Here is a 26,765-nt window from a genome sequence, read left to right as displayed (position 1 = left end):
GTATTTTGACTGGCTGAAGATGCGGCAGCGCTGAACAAGAGTGCGCTTCCGGGCTTTCAAAGAACTACGCTGCAAGGAGGATGGACCAATGGCTAAAAAGCTTGTATTGATTGATGGAAACAGTATTGCATACAGGGCCTTTTTCGCGCTTCCGCTGCTGAATAATGACAAAGGCATACATACAAATGCGGTTTACGGTTTTACGATGATGCTCATGCGCATCCTGGAGGATGAGGATCCTTCTCATATTCTGGTTGCTTTTGATGCAGGAAAAACAACATTCCGCCATAAAACATTCACTGAATATAAGGGAGGCAGGCAAAAAACTCCGCCGGAGCTGTCTGAACAATTCCCCTTCATCCGTGATCTGCTTGATGCTTATCAGATTCCGCGCTATGAGCTTGAAAATTATGAGGCGGATGATATCATCGGCACACTTTCCCTCCAGGCAGAGCAGGAGGGCTTCGAGGTAAAAGTCATTTCCGGGGATAAGGATTTGACCCAGTTAAGCTCTGAACATACTACCGTCGGAATCACCCGCAAGGGAATAACGGATATAGAAGAATATACTCCGGAACATATCCGGGAAAAATATGGCCTGTCGCCTGGCCAGATCATTGATATGAAAGGCCTGATGGGGGACAGCTCAGACAATATCCCAGGGGTGCCCGGTGTAGGAGAGAAAACAGCCATCAAGCTGCTGAAGGAATTTGAAACGCTTGAGAACCTGCTTGGATCCATCGATCGTGTGAGCGGCCAGAAGCTGAAGGAAAAGCTTGAGGAGCACAAAGATCTGGCAGTGATGAGCAAGGAGCTTGCCACCATCACAAGGGAAGCGCCTGTTGAAGTGAAGGTAGAAGATGTGGGCTATTCAGGCTACGACCAGGCCAAAGTCGTTTCCCTTTTCAAAGATCTCGGATTCAACTCGCTACTTGAAAAGATTGGCGGGGAATTACCAGAAGAAACTGCTGCGCCCCTTGAAGATATCCAGTTTGAAACAGCAGAAAACATCCTGGACGATTTATTTGCAGACGAAACTGCTTTTTATGTCGAGATGCTTGAAGAGAATTATCATACCGCCGAAATAGCCGGCTTCTCGGCTGCAAGCGGAAATGGGGTCTATTTTATTCCCGCTGAGCTTGCACTAAGCTCTGAGACCTTTAAGAAATGGGCCGAGGACGAATCTAAAACGAAGATTGTCTATGATGCCAAGCGAACGGAGGTTTCCCTGCGCCATCACGGCATCCACTTAAAAGGAGTGGAGTTTGACCTTCTTATCGCTTCCTATATCATCAATCCGTCAGAATCAATCGAAGACTTTGCTTCTGTTGCCAAACGCCATGGGTACAATGGTGTACAGACGGATGATGCTGTCTACGGGAAAGGTGCGAAAAGAAAGATTCCGGCACAGGAAGAGCTGGCAGGGCATCTTGCCAGAAAAGCTGCAGCCCTGGAAGCCCTTAGGGACAAGCTTGAAGATGAGTTAAAGGAAAACAGGCAGTATGAGCTTTTTTATGATCTGGAAATGCCGCTTTCGCTTATTTTGGCTGATATGGAGTCGCAGGGCGTCAAAGTCGACCTTGAAAGGCTTCAGGCGATGGGAGAACAGATCAATCAGAAGCTGGGCGATATTGAAGAGCGCATCCACGAGCTCGCGGGTGAGGCTTTCAACATTAATTCTCCTAAACAGCTTGGGGTCATCCTCTTTGAAAAGCTCGGCCTGCCTCCTGTCAAAAAGACAAAGACAGGATATTCTACTTCTGCTGATGTTCTGGAAAAGCTGGAAGATAAGCATGAGATCATCAGGGAAATCCTGCAGTACAGGCAGCTCGGCAAACTGCAGTCGACTTATATTGAAGGGCTGCTGAAGGTGACGGACAAGAAAACAGGGAAGGTTCATACCCGCTTTAATCAGGCACTCACACAAACGGGGCGCCTCAGCTCTACGGATCCGAACCTGCAGAATATCCCGATCCGGCTGGAAGAGGGCAGAAAGATCAGGCAGGCATTTGTACCTTCTGAAAAAGGCTGGGTCATTTTTGCAGCCGACTATTCCCAGATCGAGCTAAGGGTCCTTGCGCATATTGCTGGCGATGAAAAGCTGATCGAGGCTTTCCGTGAAGATCAGGATGTCCATACAAAGACAGCTATGGAGGTATTCCATGTTTCAGAAGGCGAAGTGACTTCGAACATGAGGCGCCACGCTAAAGCAGTCAACTTTGGAATTGTATATGGAATAAGCGATTATGGATTGTCGCAAAGCCTGGGGATTACGAGGAAGGAAGCCGGGCAGTTCATCGACCGCTATCTGGAAAGCTATCCCGGAGTCCGCGAGTATATGGACGATATCATCCAGGAGGCGAAACAGAAGGGATATGTTTCGACACTTCTTCACAGAAGAAGATATCTTCCCGAGATTACGAGCCGGAATTTCAATCTAAGGAGCTTCGCAGAGCGGACAGCCATGAATACGCCCATTCAGGGCAGTGCTGCCGATGTTATTAAGAAAGCCATGATTGACATGGCCGATCGGCTTCGGGAAGAAGGACTGCAGTCCCGCCTTCTTTTATCGGTGCACGATGAATTGATCTTTGAGGCGCCTGAGGAAGAAATTGAGATACTAAAGAGAATTGTGCCCGACGTGATGGAAAATACAGTAGATCTGGATGTCCCGCTAAAGGTCGACTTCTCATACGGCCCGACATGGTTTGATGCAAAATAGAAGGAAGAAGCAAGCGCTTGGGTACAGCCGGGCGCTTTCTTCCTTCCCGACAGCCCGGGCTGAAGAAAGAAGAAAGGAGAATGAATCATGCCTGAATTGCCTGAAGTAGAAACAGTCAGGAAAACATTGAAAGAGCTTGTCACCGGCAAAGAAATCGGGCAAGTGTCCATCCATTGGCCGAAGATGATCAAGCAGCCTGGTGAAGCTGAGCAGTTTGCCGATGCGCTTGCCGGACAGACTATCCTGGATGTCGGAAGGCGCGGAAAGTTCTTGATCATTTATACAGACGATTATGCTTTGGTTTCCCATCTCCGCATGGAAGGCAAGTATGCTCTCTATTCAAAAGAAGAGGACAAGGATAAGCATACCCATGTTATCTTCCATTTCACAGACGGTTCTGAACTCCGCTACAGGGATGTAAGGAAGTTCGGGACAATGCACCTGTTTGCCAAGGGAGAGGAGTTTGCGAGTCTGCCCCTTTCCCAGCTGGGGCCTGAGCCGTTTTCGGAAGAATTTACTCCCCAGTTTCTGCAGCAGCGGCTGGCCGGCACCAATCGAGCGGTCAAAACTGCCCTTTTAGATCAGAAAGCAGTCGTCGGACTTGGGAATATCTACGTGGATGAGGCGCTTTTCAGAGCAGGCATCCACCCTGAAAGGCTGGCCAGTTCTCTTTCTGATGATGAAATCGGCAGGCTGCATAAGGAGATTGTCGCCACACTTTCTGAAGCAGTTGAGAAGGGGGGCAGCACCATCAGGTCTTATGTGAATTCACAGGGCCAGATCGGCATGTTCCAGCTCGAGCTTTTCGTCTACGGGCGAAAAGGAGAGGAATGCAAAACATGCGGCAGCACACTCGAAAGAATCATCGTCGGCGGGCGGGGCACAGTCTTCTGCCCTGTGTGCCAGGTGAAGTAGAGGGACTTTCGCCCTCCGCATTTCGATTGTCCAGCTGCAGCGGCTAGGGACTCGAGTCATAAGTCACCCAGGAATTAAAGGCAAAGAACGCCTTTTATTCCTGGGCGCCTTATGCTTGTCGTCCCTGGGCAAGCCGCTTCCGCATTTCGATTCAGCTGCGGCTCCTAGGTGCTCGAGTCATAAGCCGCGCAAGAATTAAAGGCAAAGAACGCCTTTTATTCTTGCGCGTCCTATGCTTGTCGGCTCTGGGCAAGCCGCTTCCGCTTTTCTAATAACATTGGATTGGCTTCTTCCATATACTATCCTAGCGATTTACAGGAGGAAGGAGCATGATCCATGGTACACACACTCTCACTTCTTATGCTTGCATTTGCTGTCAGTCTTGACAGTTTCAGTGTTGGCTTGACATATGGGTTAAGGAAAATGAGCATACCCTTAAAGTCGATTTTAATTATTGCCTGCTGTTCGGCTATAACGCTTATAACAGCAATGACCATCGGCCATGTGATCGAGAGTTTTCTGTCACCTCAAGCTGCCGAGAGTCTTGGCGGAATTCTTTTGATTCTCCTTGGAGCCTGGGTCTTGTACCAGTTTTTCCGTCCGGAAAAATCAAAAGATGTTCTTCCCCATGAGAAAACGATTGTCAATTTTGAAATTAAATCATTAGGCCTTGTTATAAACATCCTGCAAAAGCCCATGGCTGCCGATTTTGATAAATCAGGCACGATTACAGGGATTGAAGCATTTATGCTGGGCCTTGCTTTATCTTTGGATGCGTTTGGAGCAGGGATAGGAGCCGCCATGCTGGGATATTCTCCCGGCTATCTGGCCGCTGCGGTGGCTGCGATGAGCTCGCTATTTGTTTTTGCCGGAATGAAAATCGGCACCATTTTCAGCCACAGCAGCTGGGTGCAGCGCTTTTCTTTTATTCCTGGGCTTTTGCTGATTGTCATCGGAATCTGGAAAATATAACGAGTCCGGAAAGGACAGAATATGCCGTTAGTAATAGGATTGACTGGAGGCATCGCCAGCGGGAAAAGCACCGTATCCTCCATGCTGATAGAAAAAGGGGTTACGGTCATTGATGCAGATTTGGAAGCACGGCTTGCAGTGGAAAAGGGAGAAGAAGCATATAACGGTATTGTCAGCCGCTTTGGAACCGGGATTCTGCAGCCTGATGGAGAAATTGACCGGGCAAAGCTCGGGGCCATCATTTTTCATAATGAAGAGGAACGGCTGGCTCTTAATGCGATTGTCCATCCTGCAGTCCGCAAGAGAATGCTGAAAAAAAAAGAGCAGGCCATCCAAAAAGGGGAGCAGCTAGTAGTGCTGGATATACCGCTGCTGTTCGAAAGCAAGCTGGAACATTTGGCAGATAAGACATTGCTTGTTTATACAGATGGGGAAACTCAGCTGAGGCGCCTGATGAACCGTAATTCATTAAGTGAAAAAGAAGCGGAGGCCCGCATCAATTCTCAAATGCCTCTTACTGAAAAAGTCAGGCTGGCAGATGCGGTTATTAATAATAATGGCACCATTGAGGAGACGAAGGAGCAGTTATCCGGGCTGCTTGATCTATGGCTGCCGGAGGAAAAGGGGAAGAGCTGATGCCTTCCTCTTTTTTATGTTTAAAAAACAAAACATTTATAGTATGTGCTTTGTTATTTCCGTTCATAAAAGGCTTAAAGCTGACTATATTGAACTGAAGTCTAAAAATGTTATTCTGAATAATTAGACTTTTTGAAAATGTGCACAATCAGGAGCACAAAAGGTTTTATATATGTTATACTAATAGCAAAGGTAAACAACATAAGTATAACACTTATTCGGAAGGGGCCGTATAATGATGGCGAGAATAGCGATTAATGGTTTTGGAAGGATCGGAAGAATGGTGTTCAGAAAGGCAATTATGGAGGAAAACCTTGAAATTGCAGCAATCAACGCCAGCTATCCTGCTGAAACTCTGGCTCATTTAATTAAATATGATACGAATCACGGGATGTTTGAAGGCGAAGTGATTCCTGAAAATAATGCAATTGTCGTAAATGGGAAGCGCATCAGGCTGCTGGCAAGCAGAGATCCCCTTGAACTCCCATGGAGGGACCTGGAGATTGATATTGTTATAGAAGCAACAGGCAAATTCAATTCCCGCGAAAAAGCAGCGCTCCATTTAGAGGCAGGAGCTAAAAAGGTTATACTGACTGCTCCGGGTAAAAATGAGGATGTCACCATTGTGATGGGAGTAAATGAAAGCGCATTAAATATTTATGAGCATGACATCATTTCTAACGCATCATGCACAACAAATTGCCTTGCGCCCGTCGCAAAGGTGCTTGATGAAAAATTCGGGATCGAAAATGGACTGATGACGACTGTCCATGCTTACACAAACGATCAGAAAAATATCGACAATCCGCATAAGGACCTGCGCCGCGCACGGGCATGCGGACAATCGATCATTCCGACATCGACAGGCGCTGCCAAAGCCCTTTCCCTAGTGCTGCCCCAGCTGAAGGGCAAGCTTCACGGAATGGCCCTCCGTGTCCCGACGCCAAATGTATCGCTGGTTGACCTTGTGGTGGACCTGAATAAAGAAGTGACTGCCGAGGAAATCAACGATGCCTTTGAAGCTGCAGCCAGAGGAAGCATGAGGGGCGTCCTGGATATTACAGAAGAGCCGCTCGTATCTGTCGACTTTAATACCAATGAACACTCTGCCATCATAGACGGCCTCTCAACCATGGTCATCGGCCCCAACAAAGTAAAAGTGCTCGCCTGGTATGACAACGAATGGGGCTACTCCTGCCGAGTCGTCGACCTCGTCAACTTCGTTGCCGGAAAAATGGCAAAACTAACAGAAGTAAAAGCAGGCTGACACACCGGAAAATTGTAAGCCAATGCTTGTTTATTAAAGCACGCTGAATTTAGACATAAGGGGTACGGAAGAATTCTTCCGTACCCTGTTTTTATTTTTTATTTTTTTGTATTATGATTTTGCCTTTTAAAATTTCTAAAACCAGTTGATTGCAGTGGAAGGCACGAAGACTCCTGCGGGATTGCAGCTGCAAAGCTGAGACCCCGCAAGAGCTTGCTCTGAGGAGGCTCAGCGCCGCCCCGCGGAAAGCGAAGTGCCTGGAACGGAAATCAACACTCCATTATTAGAGGATAGTCCTTTAAGTAAACCAGTTTTGTCCTGATTTATTTCAATGGTTGACCATCTAATGATGAGGAAAATAGCCATCTAAAAAAATCAAAAACTCCTGTTGCAAAAAAAATATAAACAAAGTATACTATTCCTCGTGAACTTCTTGAATTTTGGCAGTGATGGCTACTTAAAGGGTTAGGACCTCTCTGGACTAACTTTCCCCCGTGGTAGTTGTTGGCCAGTAAAAATGAAGAAGCTCATTAATTCGTTTGTATTTTTAAAAAGGGGGAAATTTGAATATGGAAACAATGGGCCGTCATGTTATTTCAGAGCTATGGGGCTGCGATTTTGAAAAGTTGAATGATATGGAATTTATTGAGCAGACATTTGTAGGGGCTGCATTAAAGTCTGGTGCAGAAATCCGCGAAGTCGCATTCCACAAGTTTGCGCCGCAGGGTGTAAGCGGAGTGGTAATCATTTCCGAGTCTCATTTAACTATCCACAGCTTCCCGGAGCATGGCTATGCAAGCATTGATGTATACACATGCGGAGATCTTGATCCTAACATTGCTGCAGACTATATTGCGGAAGAGTTAGGCGCTCAAACGCGTGAGAATATCGAAATTCCTCGCGGCATGGGTCCTGTTCAAGTTAAGCAAGCTCAAGCAAACGCACTATAAAAATGACAAACTGATAAACTGACAAATCAAAGGGGTGTATCCGTACACCTCTTTTTATATTGGCCGGAAGAAAGGGCAGGCAGCATGATCTTCTATAAAGATTAGATACTTTTTTCAGCTATGGCAGCTGTACAGCCCCAGCTCCTGCCCCTCAAGATCACAAGACGCTGCCGCAGGACGCAGCGTCCCGTTTTTGACAAGGCGCTGGCGCTTTTCTTGTGTTAAAATAGAGAAAAGTGATAACTCGGAGGATGAATGAATGTCAATTTTTCGGACAGTTTTCGGCCGCTTTCAAAAACAGTGTGAAACAAGCGAAAGCCATCGGGATGAGAATCTGCGCACAAGATACTATAAGGCCAGCTTTAATAAGGCTTTTGAAACCGCGGAAAACGTTCTGCGGAAGGACCCCAGTGTGAAAATGATCAGCTCTGCCAAAGAGCATGGAGAAATGGCTGCGGAAATTACCCGCGGCAAAAAGTACTTTGCCATTATCACCATTGTGTCTGTAAGAGGAATGGAGTCTGCCATTGATGTAAATATATCGACTGAGCAATTTTCTCCTGCGGGAGCATTACCTTCCCTGAAAAAGGAAATCACAGGTTTCTACAGCAGACTGGATAAAGAACTTACATATCTTGGTTCCGGCAGGAATGCTGAATAGCGGAAGCTTGTACAGCTGATGTGTTTTTTATATGATAGAAACAGAATGGCCTTCGTGCAGAGAAACGGCCAGCAAGTACATGAATGAGGATACGGAGCTGATTGTATGAAATGCCCTTCATGCCAGAATAACAATACACGCGTCCTTGATTCCCGTCCGGTCGATGACGGCCGTTCCATTCGCAGAAGGCGGGAGTGCGAGAAATGCGGCTATCGCTTCACCACATTCGAGAAGGTGGAGGAAATTCCGCTCATTGTCGTAAAGAAGGAAGGCACACGCGAGGAGTTCAGCCGCGATAAGATGCTGAGGGGCCTGATCAAGGCCTGCGAAAAACGTCCTGTAGCCCTTAAGGAGCTTGAAGAAGTGACATCTGAAGTGGAGAAGGAGCTTCGCAGCCAGGGGGTTTCTGAAATAAAAAGCGAATTTATCGGTGAAATGGTCATGGACAGACTGGCCAAAATCGATGAGGTTGCTTATGTCAGATTTGCCTCTGTTTACCGGCAATTCAAGGATATCAATGTATTTATCGATGAGTTGAAAGAATTAATCAAAAAAGAACAATGATCTTTTGGAAGTGATGCATTGAGGTGCCTCCAGCCAGAGCCGAGCTAAAGACTGTCTTTGGCTCTTTTTTGGCTGGTTTCCTGAAGATCGTAGAAAGGTTGGCAGCTATGGCCCAGCATTGGCAAGAAATGCTTCCGATTGACCGCTATGCAGTGGCCGCGAGCGGTCTTTTGCATGATTATGACAGAAAAGTTCTGACTTTGTTGTATCAGCCCTTAATCGGGGCGGCCTGTCTCAGTCTATATATGACGTTATGGGCTGAACTGGAGGAAAACAGGCTTTGGTCTCAATCTAACAGCCATCACAGCTTGATGAATTTCATGGGGATGAACTTAAAGGAAATTTATGAAGCAAGACTGAAGCTTGAAGGAATTGGTCTTTTGAAGGCTTTTGTGAAAAATGAGGAGGGCAGCCGCTCTTTTATATACGAACTGCAGCCGCCGCTGAGTCCGGAGCAGTTTTTCCTGGATGGGATGCTTAACATTTATCTATACCGCAAAATCGGCAAAAATCAGTTTCTGAGGCTCAAGCGCTTTTTCTGTGACCATGATTCCGGCGTGATGCAGGGTTATGATGAAGTGACTAAAGCCTTTCAGGATGTATATGAGTCAGGCCATCCTGCAGCTTTCTCCCCTGACCTAGATACAGGAAGGGATCTGTCTCTTGAAGAGGGATTTACCTTCATAGGGAGAACAAGCCCTGAAGAGATAAAAATCGGAGGTTCATCCTTTGATTTTGAGCTGCTGGCAGCGGGGTTGAATGAATCTCTTCTCCCCAAGTCGGCGCTGACCCCGAAGGTCCGGGAAGCCATCAGCAACCTGTCCTTCCTTTATGGGATTGATGCCCTGCAGATGAAAAACATCCTGATTAGTGCAATGACGGAAGATAATGATATCAATATTGAAGAACTGCGGAAATCGGCACGTGACTGGTATCAATTTGAGCATCAGGACCAGCTGCCTTCCCTGATAGACCGGATTCAGCCAGGCATCCATCAGGTTCAAGCCGCTGAGCCGAAAACACAGGAAGAAGAATTGATCAGATATATGGAGATCACTTCCCCGCGCCAGCTGTTAAAGGATATTTCCGGCGGGGCAGATCCCTCTAAAGGTGATCTGCAAATCATTGAGGACGTTATGTTTCAGCAGAAACTGCATCCAGGCGTTGCTAATGTTCTCATTCAGTATGTTATGCTAAAAACAGATATGAAGCTGACGAAAGCATATGTAGAGAAGATTGCCGGGCATTGGGCAAGAAAACAGATTAAAACGGTTAAAGAAGCTATGATGCTGGCCAAGAATGAACACCGCCAGTATCTGGAGTGGGCAGAAGGCAAAAAGGCGAAGCCTGCTTCAGCGAAAAAGCCGATCAGAAAAGAAGCATTGCCTGACTGGTTTGATGAGCAGCAGGAAGAGCAGCCGCAAAAAGCAGCTGCCGCCAATGACTCAGAATATGAGGCAAAAAGGCGGGCCTTAGAGGAAAGGCTTAAAAAGTATCGGAAATAAGGAGGTGGCAGCATGGAAAGAATCAATGAGACATTGAAAAAACTTGCAGGTAATGAAAGCTTTCAAAAGAGGTACGAGCAGCAAAAGAAGGAAGTTTTCTCCCATCCTGATGTAAAAGCTTTTTTGCAGGAGCACCGCGCAGAAATTACAGCTGAAATGGCAGAAAGGAGCATGATCAAGCTTTCGGAGTATGCCCAGCAGAGCAAGGAATGCAGAGAGTGCCCAAGCCTTGGGGAATGCAAGAATATGATGCAGGGATATCATCCTGAACTGGTCATCAGGCGGGGAATCATTGATGTCCAATACAACCGCTGCCCGCGCAAGGTGATTCATGATGAACGGAAGAAAAATGAGAAGCTGATCCGGAGCCTGTATATCCCAAAAGAGATTGTCAACGCCTCCTTCGCTGATGTTTACCTGGATACAAGACTGGATGCGGTGGATAAAGCGGAAAGCTTCGTCGAAAATTACCAGCCCGGGACAAGGCAGAAGGGGCTGTATTTCTATGGGAAGTTCGGAGTCGGCAAATCATTTCTGCTTGGTGCAATTGCCAATGAGCTTGCCAAGAAGAAGATTTCGTCCATGATCGTCTATGTCCCGGAGCTTTTAAGGGAAATGAAAAGCAGCATCGGAGATTCGACCTTAAATGAAAAGCTTGAGGCCATCAAGCGCGAGCCGATCCTGATGCTCGATGATATTGGCGCCGAAACGATGTCCAGCTGGACAAGGGATGAGGTATTAGGACCGATCCTGCAGTTCAGGATGCTGGAGAACCTGCCAACCTTCTTTACGTCCAATTTTGATATGCAGGGGCTGGAGCATCATCTGACCTACAGCCAGCGCGGTGAAGAAGAAAAAATGAAAGCGCGCCGGATCATGGAGCGCATCCGCTACCTGTCTGAGCCTGTCCTGGTTGACGGTCCGAACCGCCGTGTATAAAGAATGAATCTGAAAACTGCCTTGGGAAAGGCAGTTTTTATTTTTTCTCCAAATTCCATTCCTCCAATATGTCCCCTTTTTTATCCCTGTTATGCTCCGCATCTGCTTCTAAATTGTACAAGTTTCCCATATACATGGAATCAGGGATATTAACGAAGGAAGCCGTATAGGTAAGGAGAGGATATCTCCCGGCGCTTGCTGCAGCTTCGAATATTGTTTAAAAAACAAGGGGGGATATGATTGATTGAAATCATTTTCCAGAATCAGCAGGATGCGAGGAAACTGCAGGGTCTCCTGGAGCTTGGACTGTCATCCTCTAATATATCATCACTTCAGCTTAAAGACGGGTATGCTGTTCAGATTAAAACGGGCGGATTGCAGGAGACGGCAGACCTGGTAAAAAGGGCGATGACACATTTTATTATAGAAACGAAGCAGGATGACTGGTTCCGCAGGATTCTTTCGGAGCAGTATTTTTATGAAGACGAGGAAGAGCAGCAGCAGATATTGGATATCATCCATTCTATCCTGGAGGGAAACAGGGATGATTTGTCTGCTTTTCTGGACGGTCCTGGACCGGAGGAAAGCCTTAGCCTCGCAATTGAAGAATTAATGACAGGGGACATCTCTTCGTTTTCGTTCGACTCTTTTGTAAAATTCCGTCTCCGCCCGATGATGGACCAGCTTGAACGATATGCAGCACTTTCCATAGATGAATATAAAATGGAGCAGGAATACCAAATGTTCATCCACATGCTGAGGGACTTCCTGAAGGGCAGGGCCCCTAAGCGCAGTGCTGTCCATCTGGTGATGGGGGAGGAGACTGCTTTTTATGATGGAGGACTTATTGAAATCAAGCGGGCTGAGCTCTTGAAGATGGTTGACCGCCGGCTGCTTTTTAACCATCCAGTATACGTCGACTCTGTTACGATTGCCCCGCTCCTTTCAATGGCACCGTCAGCCATTTATCTTTATTCTGATGAACCAGACTGTCCGCTCGCCAGTACCGTCCGCAATATTTTTGAGGAAAGAGTAATCATCCAGCCTCTTGAGGCCTTTATAGAACTGAAGAAAATCCTCTCTGCAGCAGGAAGGGAGAAAATCTGAAATCCCTTGATTTTTCCAAGATAAACTACTATAATAACGTACATAATAATTCAAACACCACAAATGTAGCGACGAGGACAAGGGTATTCATTACGGTTCAAAGAGAGGGAAGCCAAGGCTGAAAACTTCCCAGCACGGATGAAATGCTTACCGCCTCCGAACAACAGCCAGGAAAAGGACGATGATTTTGCGCCCGTAACAATAGCCGGGTGCAGCAGACGGCGAAAAGATTTGCTGCTGTTATCATTGGCCAAAGTATCGGCTGGCGGGTATGGGACCGTTATATCCCTCACTAAGCCGGACTGCGTGTTTTTTTGCGTCTGGGAATTTGGGTGGAACCACGTGTTAAATACAACTCGTCCCTTCTTTAGGGACGGGTTTTTTGTTTTTTAAGCACATAAGGAGGAATTTTCATGTCAGAATTAATTAAATTGACTTTTCCGGATGGAGCTGTAAAGGAATTTCCGAAAGGAACATCTACAGAGGATGTGGCTGCATCCATCAGCCCGGGATTGAAGAAAAAAGCACTGGCCGGAAAGCTGAACGGCATAATGTACGATCTTCGCAGGCCGATTGAAGAAGATGGTTCCATTGAAATTGTCACTCAGGGCAGTGATGAAGCGCTCGAGGTTCTTCGCCACAGTACAGCCCACTTAATGGCACAGGCCATCAAACGCCTGCACAAGGGCGCCAAATTCGGTGTTGGCCCTGTCATTGAAGGCGGATTCTATTATGATGTGGATCTTGAAGAATCACTGACTCCGGAAGACCTGCCGCTGATTGAAAAAGAAATGGCCAAAATCGTCAATGAAAACATTAATGTGCACCGCAAAGCAGTTAGCCGTGAAGAAGCGGTCGAGTTCTTCAAGGAAATCGGCGATGAGTACAAGCTTGAACTGATTGAAGCGATTCCGGAGGGGGAAACTGTCACTCTTTATGAGCAGGGTGATTTCACAGACCTTTGCCGCGGTGTCCATGTGCCTTCCACAGGCAAGATCAAGGAATTCAAGCTTCTCAGCATTGCCGGCGCATACTGGCGCGGAGACAGCGACAATAAGATGCTGCAGCGCATTTACGGTACAGCATTCTTTAAGAAAGAAGATCTGGCTGAGCATCTGCGCCTGCTCGAGGAAGCGAAAGAGCGCGACCACAGGAAGATCGGCAAAGAGCTTGATCTGTTCATGACTTCCCAGAAGGTCGGCCAGGGGCTGCCAATGTGGCTGCCGAAGGGTGCAACCATCCGCCGCATCGTCGAGCGCTATATCGTTGATAAGGAACAGCGGCTCGGCTATGAGCATGTATATACGCCAGTTATGGCAAATGTTGAGCTATATAAAACATCCGGCCACTGGGACCACTACCAGGAAGATATGTTCCCTGTCATGGAAATGGATAATGAGGAGCTTGTCCTCCGCCCGATGAACTGCCCGCACCATATGATGATTTATAAAAACAGCATTCACAGCTACCGTGAGCTGCCGATCAGGATTGCCGAGCTTGGCACCATGCACCGCTATGAAATGTCTGGTGCGCTGTCCGGACTGCAGCGTGTGCGCGGAATGACTTTGAATGATGCTCATATTTTTGTGCGCCCGGATCAGATCAAGGAAGAGTTCAAGCGCGTTGTTCACCTGATTCTCGAGGTATATAAAGACTTCAATATTGAAGATTATTCATTCCGCCTCTCTTACCGCGATCCTCAGGATACTGAGAAGTACTTCAATGACGATGAGATGTGGGAAAAAGCACAATCCATGCTGAAGGAAGCGATGGACGAGCTTGGCCTTGACTACTATGAAGCAGAAGGCGAGGCAGCATTCTACGGCCCTAAGCTGGACGTGATGGTAAAAACAGCGCTTGGCAAAGAAGAGACCCTTTCCACTGCCCAGCTTGATTTCCTTCTGCCTGAGCGCTTTGATCTCTCTTATGTCGGCGAAGACGGGAAGCAGCATCGCCCTGTCGTCATCCACCGGGGTGTCGTCTCCACGATGGAACGCTTTGTAGCTTTCCTTATCGAAGAATATAAGGGGGCGTTCCCGACATGGCTGGCACCAGTACAGGTACAAGTGATCCCGGTTTCCCCTGACGCCCATTTCGACTACGCGAAAAAGGTTCAGGAAGAGCTCCAGGCTCAAGGCTACAGGGTGGAATTGGATGCCCGCAATGAGAAAATCGGCTACAAAATCCGCGAAGCACAGATGCAGAAAATCCCTTATATGCTTGTTCTTGGGGACAAAGAAGTTTCAGATAATGCGGTAAATGTCCGCAAATACGGCGAGCAGAAGTCTGAGACCATGTCATTTGATGTATTCAAGGATGCACTGAAGGAAGATACAGTGAGATAACAATTTTTACAGGGAGGCTTCGGCCTCTCTTTTTATTAGTTAAACTTTGTTATTAATGGTTGATTTTGGGCTCGTTTGCGTGAAACTCTGTTTAACACAGCCAATCATTATAATGATTAAGAAAAAAATCCGCAAAAACTATTGCAAGAAATCAATTTCTTTGATAGAATTCAAATCGTTGTGATAAAAACATCTATTCGTTTGACACGAAATTATCATTTGTGATATAGTTACTTAGGTAAATTGAATACGGCTTTGAGGAAAAGAAGAAGCACCCGCTTCTCACCTGGCTGACGCAAAGAGCAGTTGGCAGGTTTTACTGAAACAGCTTTTAACTTGTCGTTTCGTAAGTGTGGGTGATTTCATCCGCACTTTTTTATATGTCTATAAAGCTTTATGATGTAATATTGTCAGTGTCATGCTGGATGCAGCGTGGGATTCGGTGCAGGTTCTGCAGCTTGCGGCTGCTCTTGACTCAGACGTTGTATTCGCACAAAACCTTGGAGGTGGCTAACTATTAGCAAACAAGATATGTTGTTAAACGAGGGCATCCGCGCCCGTGAAGTTCGTCTAATTGACCAAAATGGCGAGCAATTGGGAATCAAGTCCAAGAATGAAGCGCTGGAAATTGCTACACGCGTAAATCTTGACGTTGTTCTTGTTGCGCCAAATGCTAAACCTCCTGTAGCCCGTATCATGGACTATGGAAAGTTTAAGTTTGAGCAGCAGAAGAAGGAAAAAGAAGCTCGCAAAAACCAAAAGATTATCAATATCAAAGAAGTTCGCTTAAGTCCGACTATTGATGAGCATGACTTTAATACAAAGCTGCGAAATGCAATTAAGTTCCTGGAAAAGGGCGATAAAGTAAAAGCTTCGATCCGATTCAAAGGTCGTGCGATTACACATAAGGAAATTGGTCAGCGTGTTTTAGTCCGTTTTGCGGAAGCCTGCAAGGAAGTTGCAGCTGTGGAATCACATCCGAAAATGGACGGACGCAGCATGTTCATGGTCTTAGCACCTAAAATCGACAAGTAAAGAGGGGGAATTCCACATGCCAAAAATGAAAACTCACCGCGGTACAGCTAAGCGCTTCAAGAAGACTGGTTCAGGCAAACTGAAACGTTCTCACGCTTACACTAGCCACTTATTTGCTAACAAATCAACTAAACAAAAGCGTAAGCTTCGTAAAGCTGCGATTGTTTCCAAAGGCGATTTCAGACGCATTCGCCATATGCTAGACAACATTAAGTAATTTCCGAATATAGGAGGGAAAAGATATGCCACGTGTAAAAGGCGGTACAGTTACTCGCAAACGTCGTAAAAAAGTTCTTAAATTAGCCAAAGGTTATTTCGGTTCAAAACATACATTATATAAAGTTGCTAACCAGCAGGTTATGAAATCATTAATGTATGCATACCGTGACCGTCGCCAGAAAAAGCGCGACTTCCGTAAACTATGGATCACTCGTATCAATGCGGCTGCCCGCATGAACGGTCTTTCTTACAGCCGTTTGATGCATGGCCTTAAGGTTGCAGGCATCGAAGTGAACCGCAAAATGCTTGCTGAACTTGCAGTTGCTGACGAAAAAGCATTTGCAGAATTAGCTTCTGTTGCAAAGCAGAACCTGAGCAAGTAATAAGGCTGAGGCCTTTAGAAAGCCATTCTCGCTAAGAGGATGGCTTTTTTCAATAATATGACTATACATAAAGGGGCTGGCTGATAATGCAATGGGCTGCTTTGTATTTGCTGCTGATCAATGCAGCAGGCTATTTTATTATGAGGGCAGATAAACAAAAAGCACAGAAAAATCAATATCGGATAAGCGAAAGAACACTTTGGACCATAGCTTTTGTTTTCGGGGCTCCGGGAATGTACGCCGGCATGAATAAATTCAGGCATAAAACAAAGCATGATGCTTTTAAATACGGGCTGCCGGCGCTGAGCATAATTGAAGCGGCAGTCTGTATATATTTGCTTGCCGTTTGGTCATAAGCTGCCTTCATTTGCTATATGTTAAAGTAACATCAAGATTTAACAGCAAAGAAGGTGGCAACCATGAATGAAATGCTGTCTCTTGTATTGGCCGCCGTCCATACGGGCGGCTGGCTGTCTCCGGTCTTATTCATTCTGCTTCATACAATAAGGCAGTTTCTTTTCGTGCCTGCGGCTGCTGTTTGTATAGCGGGAGGGGCGGCATTCGGAATGGTTCCGGGCACCGCCTATTCTGCTGCAGGGCTTCTCCTTGGGAATATGCTCTTTTATTGGCTGCTGGAAAAAATGCCCGCTGCCCGCAGTAAGCTGACTTCTTTGAAGAAACGCTGGTTCGGCGAATACAGGAATCTTACTGCAGGCCAGGTGGCTGTTCTCCGGCTGATCCCTTTCGTTCATTATCATCTGCTCACCTTTTGTCTGCTTGAGCGGTATAAACGGTTTGGGGAGTTTGTGAAGGGAAGCTGGCTGACCAATCTGCCTATGGCGGTATGCTATACCATGTTTGGCGGGTTCATCAGCCGGTTTTCGCTTCCGGCCGCATTGGCAATTCTGCTGGTACTTGGAGTTTTAGTGTATATACTAAGAGAGAAGATAAGCGTTATTCAATGGCGGGATTTTTTCAAGGAAACAGCATAAGAAGAACATCGCTCCGGCCGCTGGGTATAAGTCGATTTTCTGCATGATAAAAAGGCGCCAGCCGGATGATTGGCGCCTTTTCCTTTTTCTAAAGTTCAGCTTCAAACTCCCTTAAATAGAGTCTGTGCCTTTGCTCATGAATTCCTTGATGGGGCTCTTCCAGTCAAGCTTTGCATTGGGATATTGCTCCGAAATTTTTCTTTCAATGAATTGAAAGTCTTCCCTTACCATCCCTTTGAGAGAGGACGGATTATGAGGCCAAATAAAAATGGAAACAACCTCAAAAGCATTGTCAGTGGTCCCTAAATATTTCTCCCCCTCAAGCAGGACGCCCTTGTACGTAATCAGGAAATTTTTGCGGACATTATTCTGGTCATCCAGGAAATAATAGCGCTTTTGTTCATGGGCAAGCTCGAGCTTCCGCTTAGGATTGATTATATATTTCACGCATGTGTAGATGAGAAATAAAATGAGTGCAAACAAAAGCAAGCGTATCGCCCACATCATAAAATACCTCCACTGGTCACAGTTTTATCTTTACTTACGGATATATCTCAAAAAAGTTTCGTTCTTTTTTTAATTTGTTATAATTTTTTTGACGGATGATTTTTTTGCCATGGCCCATCACCGTCAGCTGCCAATCCAGGGGGCCGGTTTGAAAGGAGAAGTTTGATTGCTATGAATATTAACAGGCTTTTTGATATGCAGAGAGCGCTTGACCTTCATATTGAGACAGAGCACCAATTAACAGAAGAAAATCTTTTTGACAGAAAAATCCTTGCCCTTTTGGTAGAACTGGGTGAGCTGGCCAATGAAACGAGGTGCTTTAAATTCTGGAGCCAGAAGCCGGCTTCTGAGCCTGCAGTCATTCTTGAGGAATTCGTCGACGGCGTCCATTTCATCCTGTCACTCGGAATTGAATGCGGATTTGGGGAAAGTGCCGCCATTGAGCCGCAGGAAAAAGGCGAATCATTGTCCCATCAGTTTCTGAATCTCTATCATTTAATAGATACATTCAAAGCTTCCAGGACCCTTGAGGATTTTAATGTGCTTTTGGGCGCTTATATAAGTCTGGCAGAAATGCTTGGCTTTTCTGAAGAACAAATTGAAAGGGCTTATGTGGAGAAAAATGAAGTGAATTATGAAAGGCAGCGGCAAGGATACTAACAGATTAATTTTGTCCGATCGGGAGGAATCCGCAAGATTCGGATTTTTCTTTTTACACCATGGGACAGTAAGGTATAATGGAGAAGAAAATAAATATTAAGGGAGTCGAAACATATGGCAAAATTAGATGAAACGCTGACGATGCTGAAAGAATTGACTGATGCAAAAGGCATTCCGGGCAATGAGCGCGAAGTTCGCGAAGTCATGAAGAAATACATAACAGAATTTGCAGACGAAGTGACAACTGATGGCCTTGGCAGCCTTGTGGCCAAGAAAACAGGAAAAGAGGGCGGACCGAAAATCATGGTTGCCGGACATCTGGACGAAGTAGGATTCATGATCACAAGCATTGATGACAAAGGTTTCCTCCGCTTCCAGACGGTCGGTGGCTGGTGGTCACAGGTTATGCTTGCCCAGCGTGTCACCATTGTAACTAGCAAAGGGGACGTTACAGGCATCATCGGATCCAAGCCGCCGCATATCCTTCCTCCTGAAGCCCGCAAAAAGCCGGTCGACATCAAGGATATGTTCATTGATATCGGTGCTTCCAGCCGCGAAGAAGCGATGGAATGGGGAGTCAAGCCAGGTGATATGGCAGTCCCTTATTTTGAATTTACTGTGATGAATAACGAAAAAATGCTGCTTGCCAAAGCATGGGACAACCGCATTGGCTGCGCCATCGCCATCGATGTGCTGAAGCAGCTTAAAGATGCCGAGCATCCAAACGTGGTATACGGTGTCGGTACTGTGCAGGAAGAAGTCGGGCTGAGAGGAGCAAAGACAGCTGCCAACCTCATTGAACCGGATATCGGCTTTGGCGTGGATGTAGGAATCGCAGGGGATACACCGGGGATTTCTGAGAAGGAAGCATTGAGCAAGATGGGCAAAGGACCGCAGATCATCCTTTATGATGCATCCCTTGTTTCCCACAAAGGCTTGCGCGACCTTGTCACAGATACAGCGGACGAAATGAATATTCCATATCAGTTCGACAGCATTGCCGGCGGAGGTGCAGACTCAGGCGCCATCCATCTGTCACATAATGGGGTGCCGTCCCTGGCCATTACGATTGCCACACGGTATATCCATTCACACGCAGCCATGCTTCATCGCGACGACTATGAAAATGCAGTTAAGCTCATCGTTGAAGTGATTAAACGTTTGGATAAGGAAACTGTTGACAGGATTACTTTCGATTGAAAAAACGAACAGCCCCTCTTTGCGGGGCTGTTCGTTTTTTGGTTTTCAGCGGGTGACAGGCACCTATACCACTTTCGGAATTGGTATAGGTGCCTGTCACCATCCCTGCAGCTCCTATTTCAAACTGCTCTCCAAGGTCTGGAGCATTTCTTTTTTGTCTTCTTCTGATGAGTTCTGCCAGATGACTTCGAAGAGGACGCCAAGGCCAGGCAGCATTTTTTCTTCGCCGTTCTGGATTGCGTCGACTATGGTCTCCTTCAGCTCGTCCTGAGAGTTGCCGGAAACATTGTGGATAATGGCATTGCGCAAGTTCAGATTCATCTGCACGCACCCCTTTCATATTCAATTCTTTAATATGTTTTCTATTTTTGGATTTATTATGTACAGAGGGTAAGCTATAATAAGAAAATTGAAAGCTGAAAGATAAAGGAGAGACCGTGTTGAAGCATATTCAATCTGCCAATAATCCGCAGATCAAACAATGGAGGAAGCTGCTGGCCAAGAAAGAGCGCGATAAAACGGGGATGTTTCTTGCTGAAGGATATCACCTGGCGGAAGAAGCCCTAAAGGGAGAAAAAGCCATCGAGCTGATCATCAGTGAAAATGCAGAGCTGCCTGTCCGCTGGGATTACGGCGAACTGCAGGTAACAATGGTAACCGATGAAATCATCAAATCACTCTCAGACACCGAAACTCCCCAGGGGGTCATCGCGGTATGCAAAGAAGAAAAAACGCCGGCTTCTGTAATGGGAAGCACCTTCCTGCTGATTGATGCTGTCCAGGATCCCGGCAATCTGGGAACCATGATCAGGACAGCTGATGCTGCTGGAATTGATGCAGTGATAGTCGGGAAAGGCAGTGCAGATATTTATAATCCTAAGGTTCTCCGGTCCGCCCAGGGCAGCCACTTCCATCTTCCGATTATAAGAGGCAGTCTCAATGAGTGGATGGACAGGCTTGAGGAAGAGGAAATACCGGTCTACGGGACTGCGCTTGAAAATGGATCACCATACAAGGAAACCCATCCGGCCGGCCGTTTTGCGCTTCTGGTCGGAAATGAAGGCAGCGGTGTCAGCCCTGAGCTGCTTGCGCGGACAGATAAGAATCTTTATATCCCGATATACGGAAAAAGCGAGTCGCTCAATGTTGCGGTCGCAGCAGGCATCCTTCTGTATTATCTGAAGAATTGAATTGGGCCAGCAAAAACTTGAAAAGAGTTTGAAACAAAGGGAAGAATATACTATAATAAACAGCAAAACTGCATTACATAAAAAAGCGATGATGGAGAAAAGTAGCTTATAAAAGCTCACCAGGGATAAAATGCCGTGACTGGAAGCATTTTAGAGTATTTTTTAAGTGAAGTTCACCTCCTGAGCTGGCATCGGGAACATTTGCAGACACTGCAAATCGAAAGATGCCCCCGGCACAGCCGTTATCTGAATGAAGCGAACAGCACCTTCTTTGAAAGGCGGCTGTTAATAAGGGTGGTACCGCGAATCCAAAACCTCGTCCCTTAACAGGGAGGGGTTTTTTATTTTGCCTAAAAATATCGCTGTTACGTAAAAAGGAGGAAAAAAGATGCAAGATCGTTTAAAAGAATTGCAGCAGGAAGCTTTAACTTCAGTTGAAAAAGCTGAGAACCTGAAAGAGCTCAATGATATCCGTGTATCTTATCTTGGCAAAAAAGGCCCGATTACTGAAGTCCTGAAAGGGATGGGCAAATTATCGGCGGAAGAGCGTCCGAAAATGGGGGCGCTGGCAAATGAAGTGCGCGACAGCATTTCTTCAGCCATCGAAGAAATGCAGAAAAAGCTTGAGAGGGCAGCAGTTGAACAAAAGCTGGCCGAAGAGACCATCGATGTGACCCTTCCGGGAAGCCCAGTCAGAACCGGGACTCATCACGCGCTGACGAAAATCGTGGAAGAGATTGAAGACCTGTTCATTGGGATGGGCTATTCAGTAGCGGAAGGCTATGAAGTCGAAAGCGACTATTATAACTTTGAAGCGCTGAACCTGCCGAAAGGCCATCCTGCCAGGGATATGCAGGATTCATTCTATATTACGGAAGAAACGCTTCTCCGCACCCATACCTCTCCTGTCCAGGCGCGCACAATGGAGGCAAATGAAGGGAAAGGACCTGTCAAAATCATCTGTCCAGGCAAGGTATACCGCCGCGATAACGATGATGCGACTCACTCCCATCAGTTCATGCAGATAGAAGGATTGGTTGTGGCCGAAGGGATCAGCATGGCAGATCTAAAAGGCACACTTGAGGTCTTTGCTAAAAAGATGTTTGGCGAGGAACGGGAAATCCGCCTCCGCCCGAGCTTCTTCCCGTTCACAGAACCTTCTGTTGAAGTGGATATTTCCTGCAAGATCTGCGGCGGGAAAGGCTGCAGTGTCTGCAAAGGCACCGGCTGGATCGAAGTGCTTGGTGCAGGCATGGTCCACCCGCATGTGCTTGAGATGGCAGGCTATGATCCGAAGAAATATACCGGCTTTGCATTCGGCATGGGCGTAGAGCGGATTGCGATGCTGAAATATGGCATAGATGATATCCGCCATTTTTATACAAACGACATTCGTTTCTTGAAACAATTTTCAGTACAGGAATAGGAGGACTGCTTTATGTTGGTTTCATATAAATGGCTGCAGGAGTATGTAGATTTATCCGGCATCTCCGCAGCACAATTGGCAGAAAAGATTACTAAGAGCGGAATAGAAGTAGAAGGAATCGAAACATTGAACGAAGGCATCAAAGGTGTAGTTGTCGGCCACGTGCTGGAACGCGAGCAGCACCCGAATGCCGACAAGCTGAATAAATGCCTAGTTGATACAGGAGGAGAAGCGCCGGTGCAGATTATCTGCGGCGCGCCTAATGTGGATAAAGGGCAGAAGGTTGCCGTTGCAACAGTCGGCGCTGTCCTGCCGGGCAACTTCAAGATCAAACGTGCAAAGCTGCGCGGCGAAGAATCCAACGGCATGATCTGCTCTCTTCAGGAGCTTGGAATCGAGAGCAAGCTTGTGGCCAAGGAATTCTCTGAAGGCATCTTTGTTTTCCCGAATGACGTGGAAGTGGGCGAGGATGCGCTTGAAATGCTCAACAGGGATGATCATATCCTGGAACTCGGCCTTACTCCTAACCGTGCAGATTGCCTGAGCATGCTCGGTGTAGCTTATGAGGTTGCAGCCATTCTGGGAAGAGAAGTGAAGCTTCCATCCCCGCAGGCAGCCGAATCAGCTGAAAAAGCTTCTGACTATATCACTGTGAATGTAGAAGCCAAGGAAGACAACCCGCTTTATGTGGCAAAGGTAATCAAAAACGTGAAAGTCGGCCCTTCGCCTCTATGGATGCAGACGAGGCTGATGGCTGAGGGCATAAGGCCGCATAATAATGTGGTTGATATCACGAACTATGTCCTGCTTGAATACGGTCAGCCGCTCCATGCTTTTGACTATGGGCGCCTTGGCTCCAAAGAAATCCTTGTACGCCGTGCGAATGAAGGTGAAACCATTGTCACGCTGGATGATGCAGAAAGGAAGCTTTCAGCAGAGCATCTTGTCATTACGAATGGAAGTGAGCCTGTAGCGCTTGCAGGTGTAATGGGCGGCGCAAACTCTGAAGTGCAGTCAGATACAACGACAGTCCTTCTTGAATCTGCGTATTTCACAGCGGGAACGATCCGCAAAGCGTCTAAAGACCACGGCCTGAGAAGCGAAGCCAGCACCCGCTACGAGAAGGGTGTAGACCCTAACCGTGTCCGTGCTGCTGCAGCAAGAGCAGCTGAACTGATGGAGAAGTATGCTTCAGGTGAAGTTCTTGAAGGATCAGTTGAAGCTGATTCGCTCACAATCGAGCCTGCAGTCATCTCCATTTCCCTGGAAAAGATCAACAGGGTCCTCGGAACTGAACTGGCGATGGCAGAGGTAGAAGATATCTTCGCCCGCCTTCAGTTTGAGGCATCTGCAGACAATGGTTCCATTACCGTAACAGTCCCAAGCCGCCGCGGTGATATCACGATCGAGGAAGACCTGATTGAAGAAGTGGCAAGATTGTATGGGTATGATAACCTTCCTGTTACATTGCCTTCCGGGGAATCGACTCCAGGAAGCCTGACGGAGTATCAAAAGAAACGCCGCATCGTCCGCCGCTATCTTGAAGGTGCCGGGTTATACCAGGCAGTGACCTATGCTTTGACCAGCGAAAAGAAAGCAGGTCAATATGCCCTTGAAAGCCGCGAACCGATCAAGCTGGCGATGCCCATGAGCGAAGACCGCAGCATCCTTCGCCAAAGCATTGTTCCGCAGCTGCTCGAGGTATTGAAATACAACACAGCCCGCCAGAATGACAGCCTTGCCGTATATGAGACAGGTTCCGTATTCCTGTCCAATGGCAGCGAGAGCCTCCCGGAGGAGCGCGAGCATCTTGCAGCGGCAGTCACAGGCCTTTGGCACTCCCACCCATGGCAGGGAGAGAAAAAGCCGGTCGATTTCTTTGTGTTAAAAGGAATCGTGGAAGGCTTATTTGCCCGCCTTGGCCTTGAAGGAAAAGTTGAATACCAGCGTGCCTCAGTTGACGGCATGCACCCGGGAAGAACAGCTGAAATTATTCTTTCCGGCAAAAAAATCGGTTTTATCGGGGGAGTCCATCCAACAGTCGAGAAGGATCTTGACCTGAAGGAAACCTATGTATTTGAGCTTTCCCTCAAGGATGTGCTTGAAGAGGAAACCGCTCCGCTTCAATATCAAGCCATTCCGCGCTATCCGTCAATCACAAGGGATATCGCCCTTGTGATTGATTCTGGAAAAGAAGCAGGAGAGCTGGAGCGCATCATCAAGGAAGCTGGCGGAAGCCTTCTGAAGGAAGTCGCAGTGTTCGATCTATATGAAGGAGACAGGATGGAGGCTGGCAAAAAATCGCTTGCATTCTCCCTGAAATATTTTGATCCGGAGAAAACACTGACAGATGAAGATATCGCCAAAGCTCATGATAAAGTGCTTGAAGCAGTAAAAGAAAAAGCCGGAGCAGTATTGCGAGGTTAATATTAATATAAAAGGCAGCCGACAGGCTGCCTTTTGTAAATAAAAAAATTGAGTTTGAAGGAAGTTGCTATTGTAAATGGGGCTGTTGATTTCCGTTCCAGGCACTTCGCTTTCCGCGGGGCGACGCTGAGCCTCCTCACGCTGCGCGCTGCGGGGTCTCAGCATTGCCGCTGCAATCCCGCAGGAGTCTGCGTGCCTTGCACTCCAATCAACAGGGTTCTTAAAATTAGTTGGGCAAGTTTGCAGGCTCAGCTAATGGGGCTGTTGATTTCCGTTCCAGACACTTCGCTTTCCGCGGGGCGACGCTGAGCCTCCTCCCTCTGCGCGCTGCGGGGTCTCAGCATTGCCGCTGCAAACCCGCAGGAGTCTGCGTGCCTTGCACTCCAATCAACAGGGTTCTTAAAAATTAGTTGGGTAAGTTTGCAGGGCCAATTAAAGAGGCTGCAGATGTCTGATTAAAGTCCGTCGCTCCTTAGGATAAGTTGGGCCTTCTCCCGCTGCGCCCGGATTGTGTGAAAATTGCCCGTGCAGTCCCGCCGGAGCCTACGTGCCTTCCAATCCGATTAACAGGGTTACGAAAGTTATGATTTCAGCTCTGCCCCCCGGATTAATACAGGAGACACGTTGTTAAATAAAGGTCGCATAAGCGTAAAAAGGGGTACGGAAGATTCCGTACCCCTTTTTTCTGCAGAATCAATTAGCTGCAGGCTTCCTTTTTAAGTCTCAGGCTAAATGCCTGCAATCCGCGAAGCTTTCTCTGTATTAGCGAAATGCAATTTCACAAAATCAGGCAGAACCTGCCTTCCTTTAGCCTTGATCAGCCGTGCCGCAGCTTTATCCACCTGAGCCCCGGCACCTTTTGGCAGGGTAAATCCGGCTTCTTCACTGAGCTTGTCGAAATACCGCAGGAAGGCGTAGCGGGCCAGAATGGAGGCGGCGGCGACCGAGAGGTGGATGCCTTCAGCCTTTGTGCTGAAAAAGACATTTTCCCTTTGGATCACTGACTGTCCTTGAAGATGTCTATAATAGACATCTTCTTTTGCAAACTGGTCAATCAGGATGGCTTCAGGCTTTTCTGGTGCCATCTTTTTCAGCACATTGCCGATTGCCTGGTTGTGAAGCAGCGCTTTGATCTTCCCCTGGGACATGCCTGACTGCTGAAGCTGGTTATATTTGCTGTTTTTAAGCGTCAGCAGGCTGTACGGAACAACCTCTTTTATTTCCTTGGCAATCCTGATAATCTGGTCATCCTTCAGATGTTTTGAATCTTTTACGCCAAGTTCCTTCAGCAGCGGGAGGCTTTCTTTTTTTGCATATGCCGCAACAACAGTGATTGGACCGAAATAATCGCCTGTCCCGACCTCATCTGATCCGATGACAGAAAGGCTTTCAAAAGAAGGCGGAAGGTGTGAGCCTTGGGGGCTTTTGGGTGATGCCGCCTTTTTTTCGGCAGGGCTTCCCCATTTTGCCGCTTCTGATGCAGAGCCGGCCCCTTGGAAAAGCACCTTCCCGGATTTATATGCAGTTATGCTGCAATTTGCCGTTTTGGCGGCAAAAATGCCTCCCTGTGGTGTTTTTCCGGACAGGTTCGGCTTATAGTAAGCTTTCATTTCCTCGATTTCCGAGGGATGTTTCTGAAGTACAACATGGCTCATATCTACCACTCCTAGAAAAGAAATATATATGTATAAACAAAACTTTACAGGCCAAAATTGAATCCGCCGATCAACTCCAGCATCAGTCTTCATGTAAACGATCCATAAAAACAGCAGCATTCCCCTTGATACGGCTTAATTTGACAGGCTTTGACTTCCCACTCTTTTACGTTCATGTTATCATATAGATTAGGATTTGGAAGGAATGGGGGCATTAGCGTTGTCAGATACGCAGAAAAACCGCACAAGTGTTGATATTTATGGACAGCAGTATGTCATCGTCGGCCAGGAAAGCTCAGGCCATATCCGGCTTGTCGCTTCTATGGTTGATGAAAAGATGCGCGAAATAAGCTCCTTGAATCCTTCACTTGACAGCAGCAAGCTTGCCGTCCTGACGGCAGTCAATGCCGTTAATGATTATATTAAGATATTAGACCGCCTTGAACGGCTTGAAGATGAATTAAAAAGAGTAAAGGACTGAACAGGGT

Annotated in this window: 26 protein-coding genes and 2 other annotated features; of the genes, 23 read left to right on the top strand and 3 right to left on the bottom strand. The window is 47.0% G+C overall.

Annotation, left to right across the window (positions count from 1 at the left end; genetic code table 11):
* Positions 1 to 88 precede the first annotated feature (88 nt).
* From polA to CYJ37_RS15200, 17 genes are all read left to right on the top strand, one after another.
* Positions 89 to 2,722, top strand: a complete 2,634-nt coding sequence (polA, locus tag CYJ37_RS15280; protein WP_094766915.1) for a DNA polymerase I — start codon at positions 89 to 91, stop codon at positions 2,720 to 2,722.
* 87 nt (positions 2,723 to 2,809) lie between these two features.
* Complete coding sequence (gene mutM / locus CYJ37_RS15275) at positions 2,810 to 3,637, top strand: DNA-formamidopyrimidine glycosylase (RefSeq protein ID WP_101550504.1); 828 nt, start codon at positions 2,810 to 2,812, stop codon at positions 3,635 to 3,637.
* A gap of 336 nt (positions 3,638 to 3,973) precedes the next feature.
* Positions 3,974 to 4,609 (top strand): sporulation membrane protein YtaF, encoded by a 636-nt coding sequence (gene ytaF / locus CYJ37_RS15270; protein WP_022544264.1) that lies wholly within the window; start codon positions 3,974 to 3,976, stop codon positions 4,607 to 4,609.
* A gap of 21 nt (positions 4,610 to 4,630) precedes the next feature.
* Positions 4,631 to 5,245 carry a dephospho-CoA kinase gene (gene coaE / locus CYJ37_RS15265; RefSeq protein ID WP_101550502.1) on the top strand — a complete coding sequence of 205 codons (615 nt, stop codon included), beginning with the start codon at positions 4,631 to 4,633 and terminating at the stop codon, positions 5,243 to 5,245.
* Between the two features lie 235 nt (positions 5,246 to 5,480).
* Positions 5,481 to 6,512, top strand: a complete 1,032-nt coding sequence (locus CYJ37_RS15260) for a glyceraldehyde-3-phosphate dehydrogenase (RefSeq protein WP_009791373.1) — start codon at positions 5,481 to 5,483, stop codon at positions 6,510 to 6,512.
* 569 nt (positions 6,513 to 7,081) lie between these two features.
* Positions 7,082 to 7,462, top strand: coding sequence for an adenosylmethionine decarboxylase (speD, locus tag CYJ37_RS15255; protein ID WP_009791374.1), 381 nt, complete (start codon positions 7,082 to 7,084; stop codon positions 7,460 to 7,462).
* Positions 7,463 to 7,721: 259 nt separating this feature from the next.
* Positions 7,722 to 8,123 carry a hypothetical protein gene (locus CYJ37_RS15250; RefSeq protein WP_009791375.1) on the top strand — a complete coding sequence of 134 codons (402 nt, stop codon included), beginning with the start codon at positions 7,722 to 7,724 and terminating at the stop codon, positions 8,121 to 8,123.
* Between the two features lie 105 nt (positions 8,124 to 8,228).
* A complete protein-coding gene (gene nrdR / locus CYJ37_RS15245) occupies positions 8,229 to 8,687 on the top strand; it encodes a transcriptional regulator NrdR (RefSeq protein WP_009791377.1) in 459 nt (152 codons plus the stop codon).
* Between the two features lie 107 nt (positions 8,688 to 8,794).
* Positions 8,795 to 10,192: a replication initiation and membrane attachment family protein gene (locus CYJ37_RS15240; protein ID WP_101550614.1), complete on the top strand. Its 1,398-nt coding sequence runs from the start codon at positions 8,795 to 8,797 to the stop codon at positions 10,190 to 10,192.
* A gap of 12 nt (positions 10,193 to 10,204) precedes the next feature.
* A complete protein-coding gene (gene dnaI, locus CYJ37_RS15235) occupies positions 10,205 to 11,131 on the top strand; it encodes a primosomal protein DnaI (protein ID WP_009791379.1) in 927 nt (308 codons plus the stop codon).
* A gap of 240 nt (positions 11,132 to 11,371) precedes the next feature.
* Positions 11,372 to 12,238, top strand: coding sequence for a putative sporulation protein YtxC (gene ytxC, locus CYJ37_RS15230; protein ID WP_101550500.1), 867 nt, complete (start codon positions 11,372 to 11,374; stop codon positions 12,236 to 12,238).
* A 413-nt stretch (positions 12,239 to 12,651) separates the two neighbouring features.
* Positions 12,652 to 14,583, top strand: coding sequence for a threonine--tRNA ligase (gene thrS, locus CYJ37_RS15225; RefSeq protein WP_101550497.1), 1,932 nt, complete (start codon positions 12,652 to 12,654; stop codon positions 14,581 to 14,583).
* 257 nt (positions 14,584 to 14,840) lie between these two features.
* Positions 14,841 to 14,967: a sequence feature (ribosomal protein L20 leader region), on the top strand.
* A gap of 147 nt (positions 14,968 to 15,114) precedes the next feature.
* Positions 15,115 to 15,618: a translation initiation factor IF-3 gene (gene infC / locus CYJ37_RS15220; protein WP_022544261.1), complete on the top strand. Its 504-nt coding sequence runs from the start codon at positions 15,115 to 15,117 to the stop codon at positions 15,616 to 15,618.
* 16 nt (positions 15,619 to 15,634) lie between these two features.
* Positions 15,635 to 15,835 carry a 50S ribosomal protein L35 gene (gene rpmI / locus CYJ37_RS15215; RefSeq protein WP_009796129.1) on the top strand — a complete coding sequence of 67 codons (201 nt, stop codon included), beginning with the start codon at positions 15,635 to 15,637 and terminating at the stop codon, positions 15,833 to 15,835.
* Positions 15,836 to 15,860: 25 nt separating this feature from the next.
* The gene (gene rplT, locus CYJ37_RS15210) at positions 15,861 to 16,220 is read left to right on the top strand and encodes a 50S ribosomal protein L20 (protein WP_009796130.1); all 360 of its coding nucleotides are present in this window, start codon (positions 15,861 to 15,863) and stop codon (positions 16,218 to 16,220) included.
* A gap of 86 nt (positions 16,221 to 16,306) precedes the next feature.
* Positions 16,307 to 16,576 carry a DUF1294 domain-containing protein gene (locus CYJ37_RS15205; RefSeq protein ID WP_009796131.1) on the top strand — a complete coding sequence of 90 codons (270 nt, stop codon included), beginning with the start codon at positions 16,307 to 16,309 and terminating at the stop codon, positions 16,574 to 16,576.
* Positions 16,577 to 16,639: 63 nt separating this feature from the next.
* Entirely contained in the window at positions 16,640 to 17,212 is a 573-nt protein-coding gene (locus tag CYJ37_RS15200) for a TVP38/TMEM64 family protein (RefSeq protein ID WP_101550496.1), read from the top strand.
* 111 nt (positions 17,213 to 17,323) lie between these two features.
* Here CYJ37_RS15200 and CYJ37_RS15195 read toward each other — a convergent pair whose 3' ends face one another.
* Positions 17,324 to 17,719: a hypothetical protein gene (locus tag CYJ37_RS15195; protein ID WP_009796133.1), complete on the bottom strand. Its 396-nt coding sequence runs from the start codon at positions 17,717 to 17,719 to the stop codon at positions 17,324 to 17,326.
* Positions 17,720 to 17,890: 171 nt separating this feature from the next.
* On the opposite strand from CYJ37_RS15195, the gene CYJ37_RS15190 reads away from it, so the two are divergent.
* On the top strand, positions 17,891 to 18,379 hold the full coding sequence (locus CYJ37_RS15190; RefSeq protein WP_022544260.1) for a dUTP diphosphatase: 489 nt from the start codon (positions 17,891 to 17,893) through the stop codon (positions 18,377 to 18,379).
* A gap of 114 nt (positions 18,380 to 18,493) precedes the next feature.
* The gene (locus tag CYJ37_RS15185) at positions 18,494 to 19,579 is read left to right on the top strand and encodes a M42 family metallopeptidase (RefSeq protein WP_009796003.1); all 1,086 of its coding nucleotides are present in this window, start codon (positions 18,494 to 18,496) and stop codon (positions 19,577 to 19,579) included.
* 114 nt (positions 19,580 to 19,693) lie between these two features.
* Here the strand turns inward: CYJ37_RS15185 and sspI are convergent, their stop codons facing one another.
* Positions 19,694 to 19,900: a small acid-soluble spore protein SspI gene (gene sspI / locus CYJ37_RS15180; RefSeq protein WP_009796004.1), complete on the bottom strand. Its 207-nt coding sequence runs from the start codon at positions 19,898 to 19,900 to the stop codon at positions 19,694 to 19,696.
* Between the two features lie 119 nt (positions 19,901 to 20,019).
* Here sspI and CYJ37_RS15175 point away from each other — a divergent pair, with 119 nt between their 5' ends.
* The 3 genes from CYJ37_RS15175 (at position 20,020) to pheT (ending at position 24,622) form a co-directional block, all read left to right on the top strand.
* Complete coding sequence (locus tag CYJ37_RS15175; protein ID WP_101550494.1) at positions 20,020 to 20,769, top strand: TrmH family RNA methyltransferase; 750 nt, start codon at positions 20,020 to 20,022, stop codon at positions 20,767 to 20,769.
* Positions 20,770 to 20,848: 79 nt separating this feature from the next.
* Positions 20,849 to 21,096: a binding site (T-box leader), on the top strand.
* 61 nt (positions 21,097 to 21,157) lie between these two features.
* Positions 21,158 to 22,195, top strand: a complete 1,038-nt coding sequence (gene pheS, locus CYJ37_RS15170; protein ID WP_101550492.1) for a phenylalanine--tRNA ligase subunit alpha — start codon at positions 21,158 to 21,160, stop codon at positions 22,193 to 22,195.
* Positions 22,196 to 22,207: 12 nt separating this feature from the next.
* Complete coding sequence (pheT, locus tag CYJ37_RS15165) at positions 22,208 to 24,622, top strand: phenylalanine--tRNA ligase subunit beta (RefSeq protein ID WP_101550490.1); 2,415 nt, start codon at positions 22,208 to 22,210, stop codon at positions 24,620 to 24,622.
* 728 nt (positions 24,623 to 25,350) lie between these two features.
* On the opposite strand, the gene rnhC is transcribed toward pheT, so the two are convergent.
* Complete coding sequence (gene rnhC, locus CYJ37_RS15155; protein WP_022544259.1) at positions 25,351 to 26,277, bottom strand: ribonuclease HIII; 927 nt, start codon at positions 26,275 to 26,277, stop codon at positions 25,351 to 25,353.
* A gap of 220 nt (positions 26,278 to 26,497) precedes the next feature.
* Here rnhC and zapA point away from each other — a divergent pair, with 220 nt between their 5' ends.
* The gene (zapA, locus tag CYJ37_RS15150; protein WP_101550488.1) at positions 26,498 to 26,758 is read left to right on the top strand and encodes a cell division protein ZapA; all 261 of its coding nucleotides are present in this window, start codon (positions 26,498 to 26,500) and stop codon (positions 26,756 to 26,758) included.
* Positions 26,759 to 26,765: the final 7 nt, after the last annotated feature.

Origin of the sequence: Bacillus sp. UMB0728 (assembly GCF_002858875.1) — a bacterium.
GTDB lineage: Bacteria > Bacillota > Bacilli > Bacillales > Cytobacillaceae > Bacillus_AB > Bacillus_AB infantis.
This window is presented reverse-complemented; position numbering and strand designations above follow the sequence as displayed.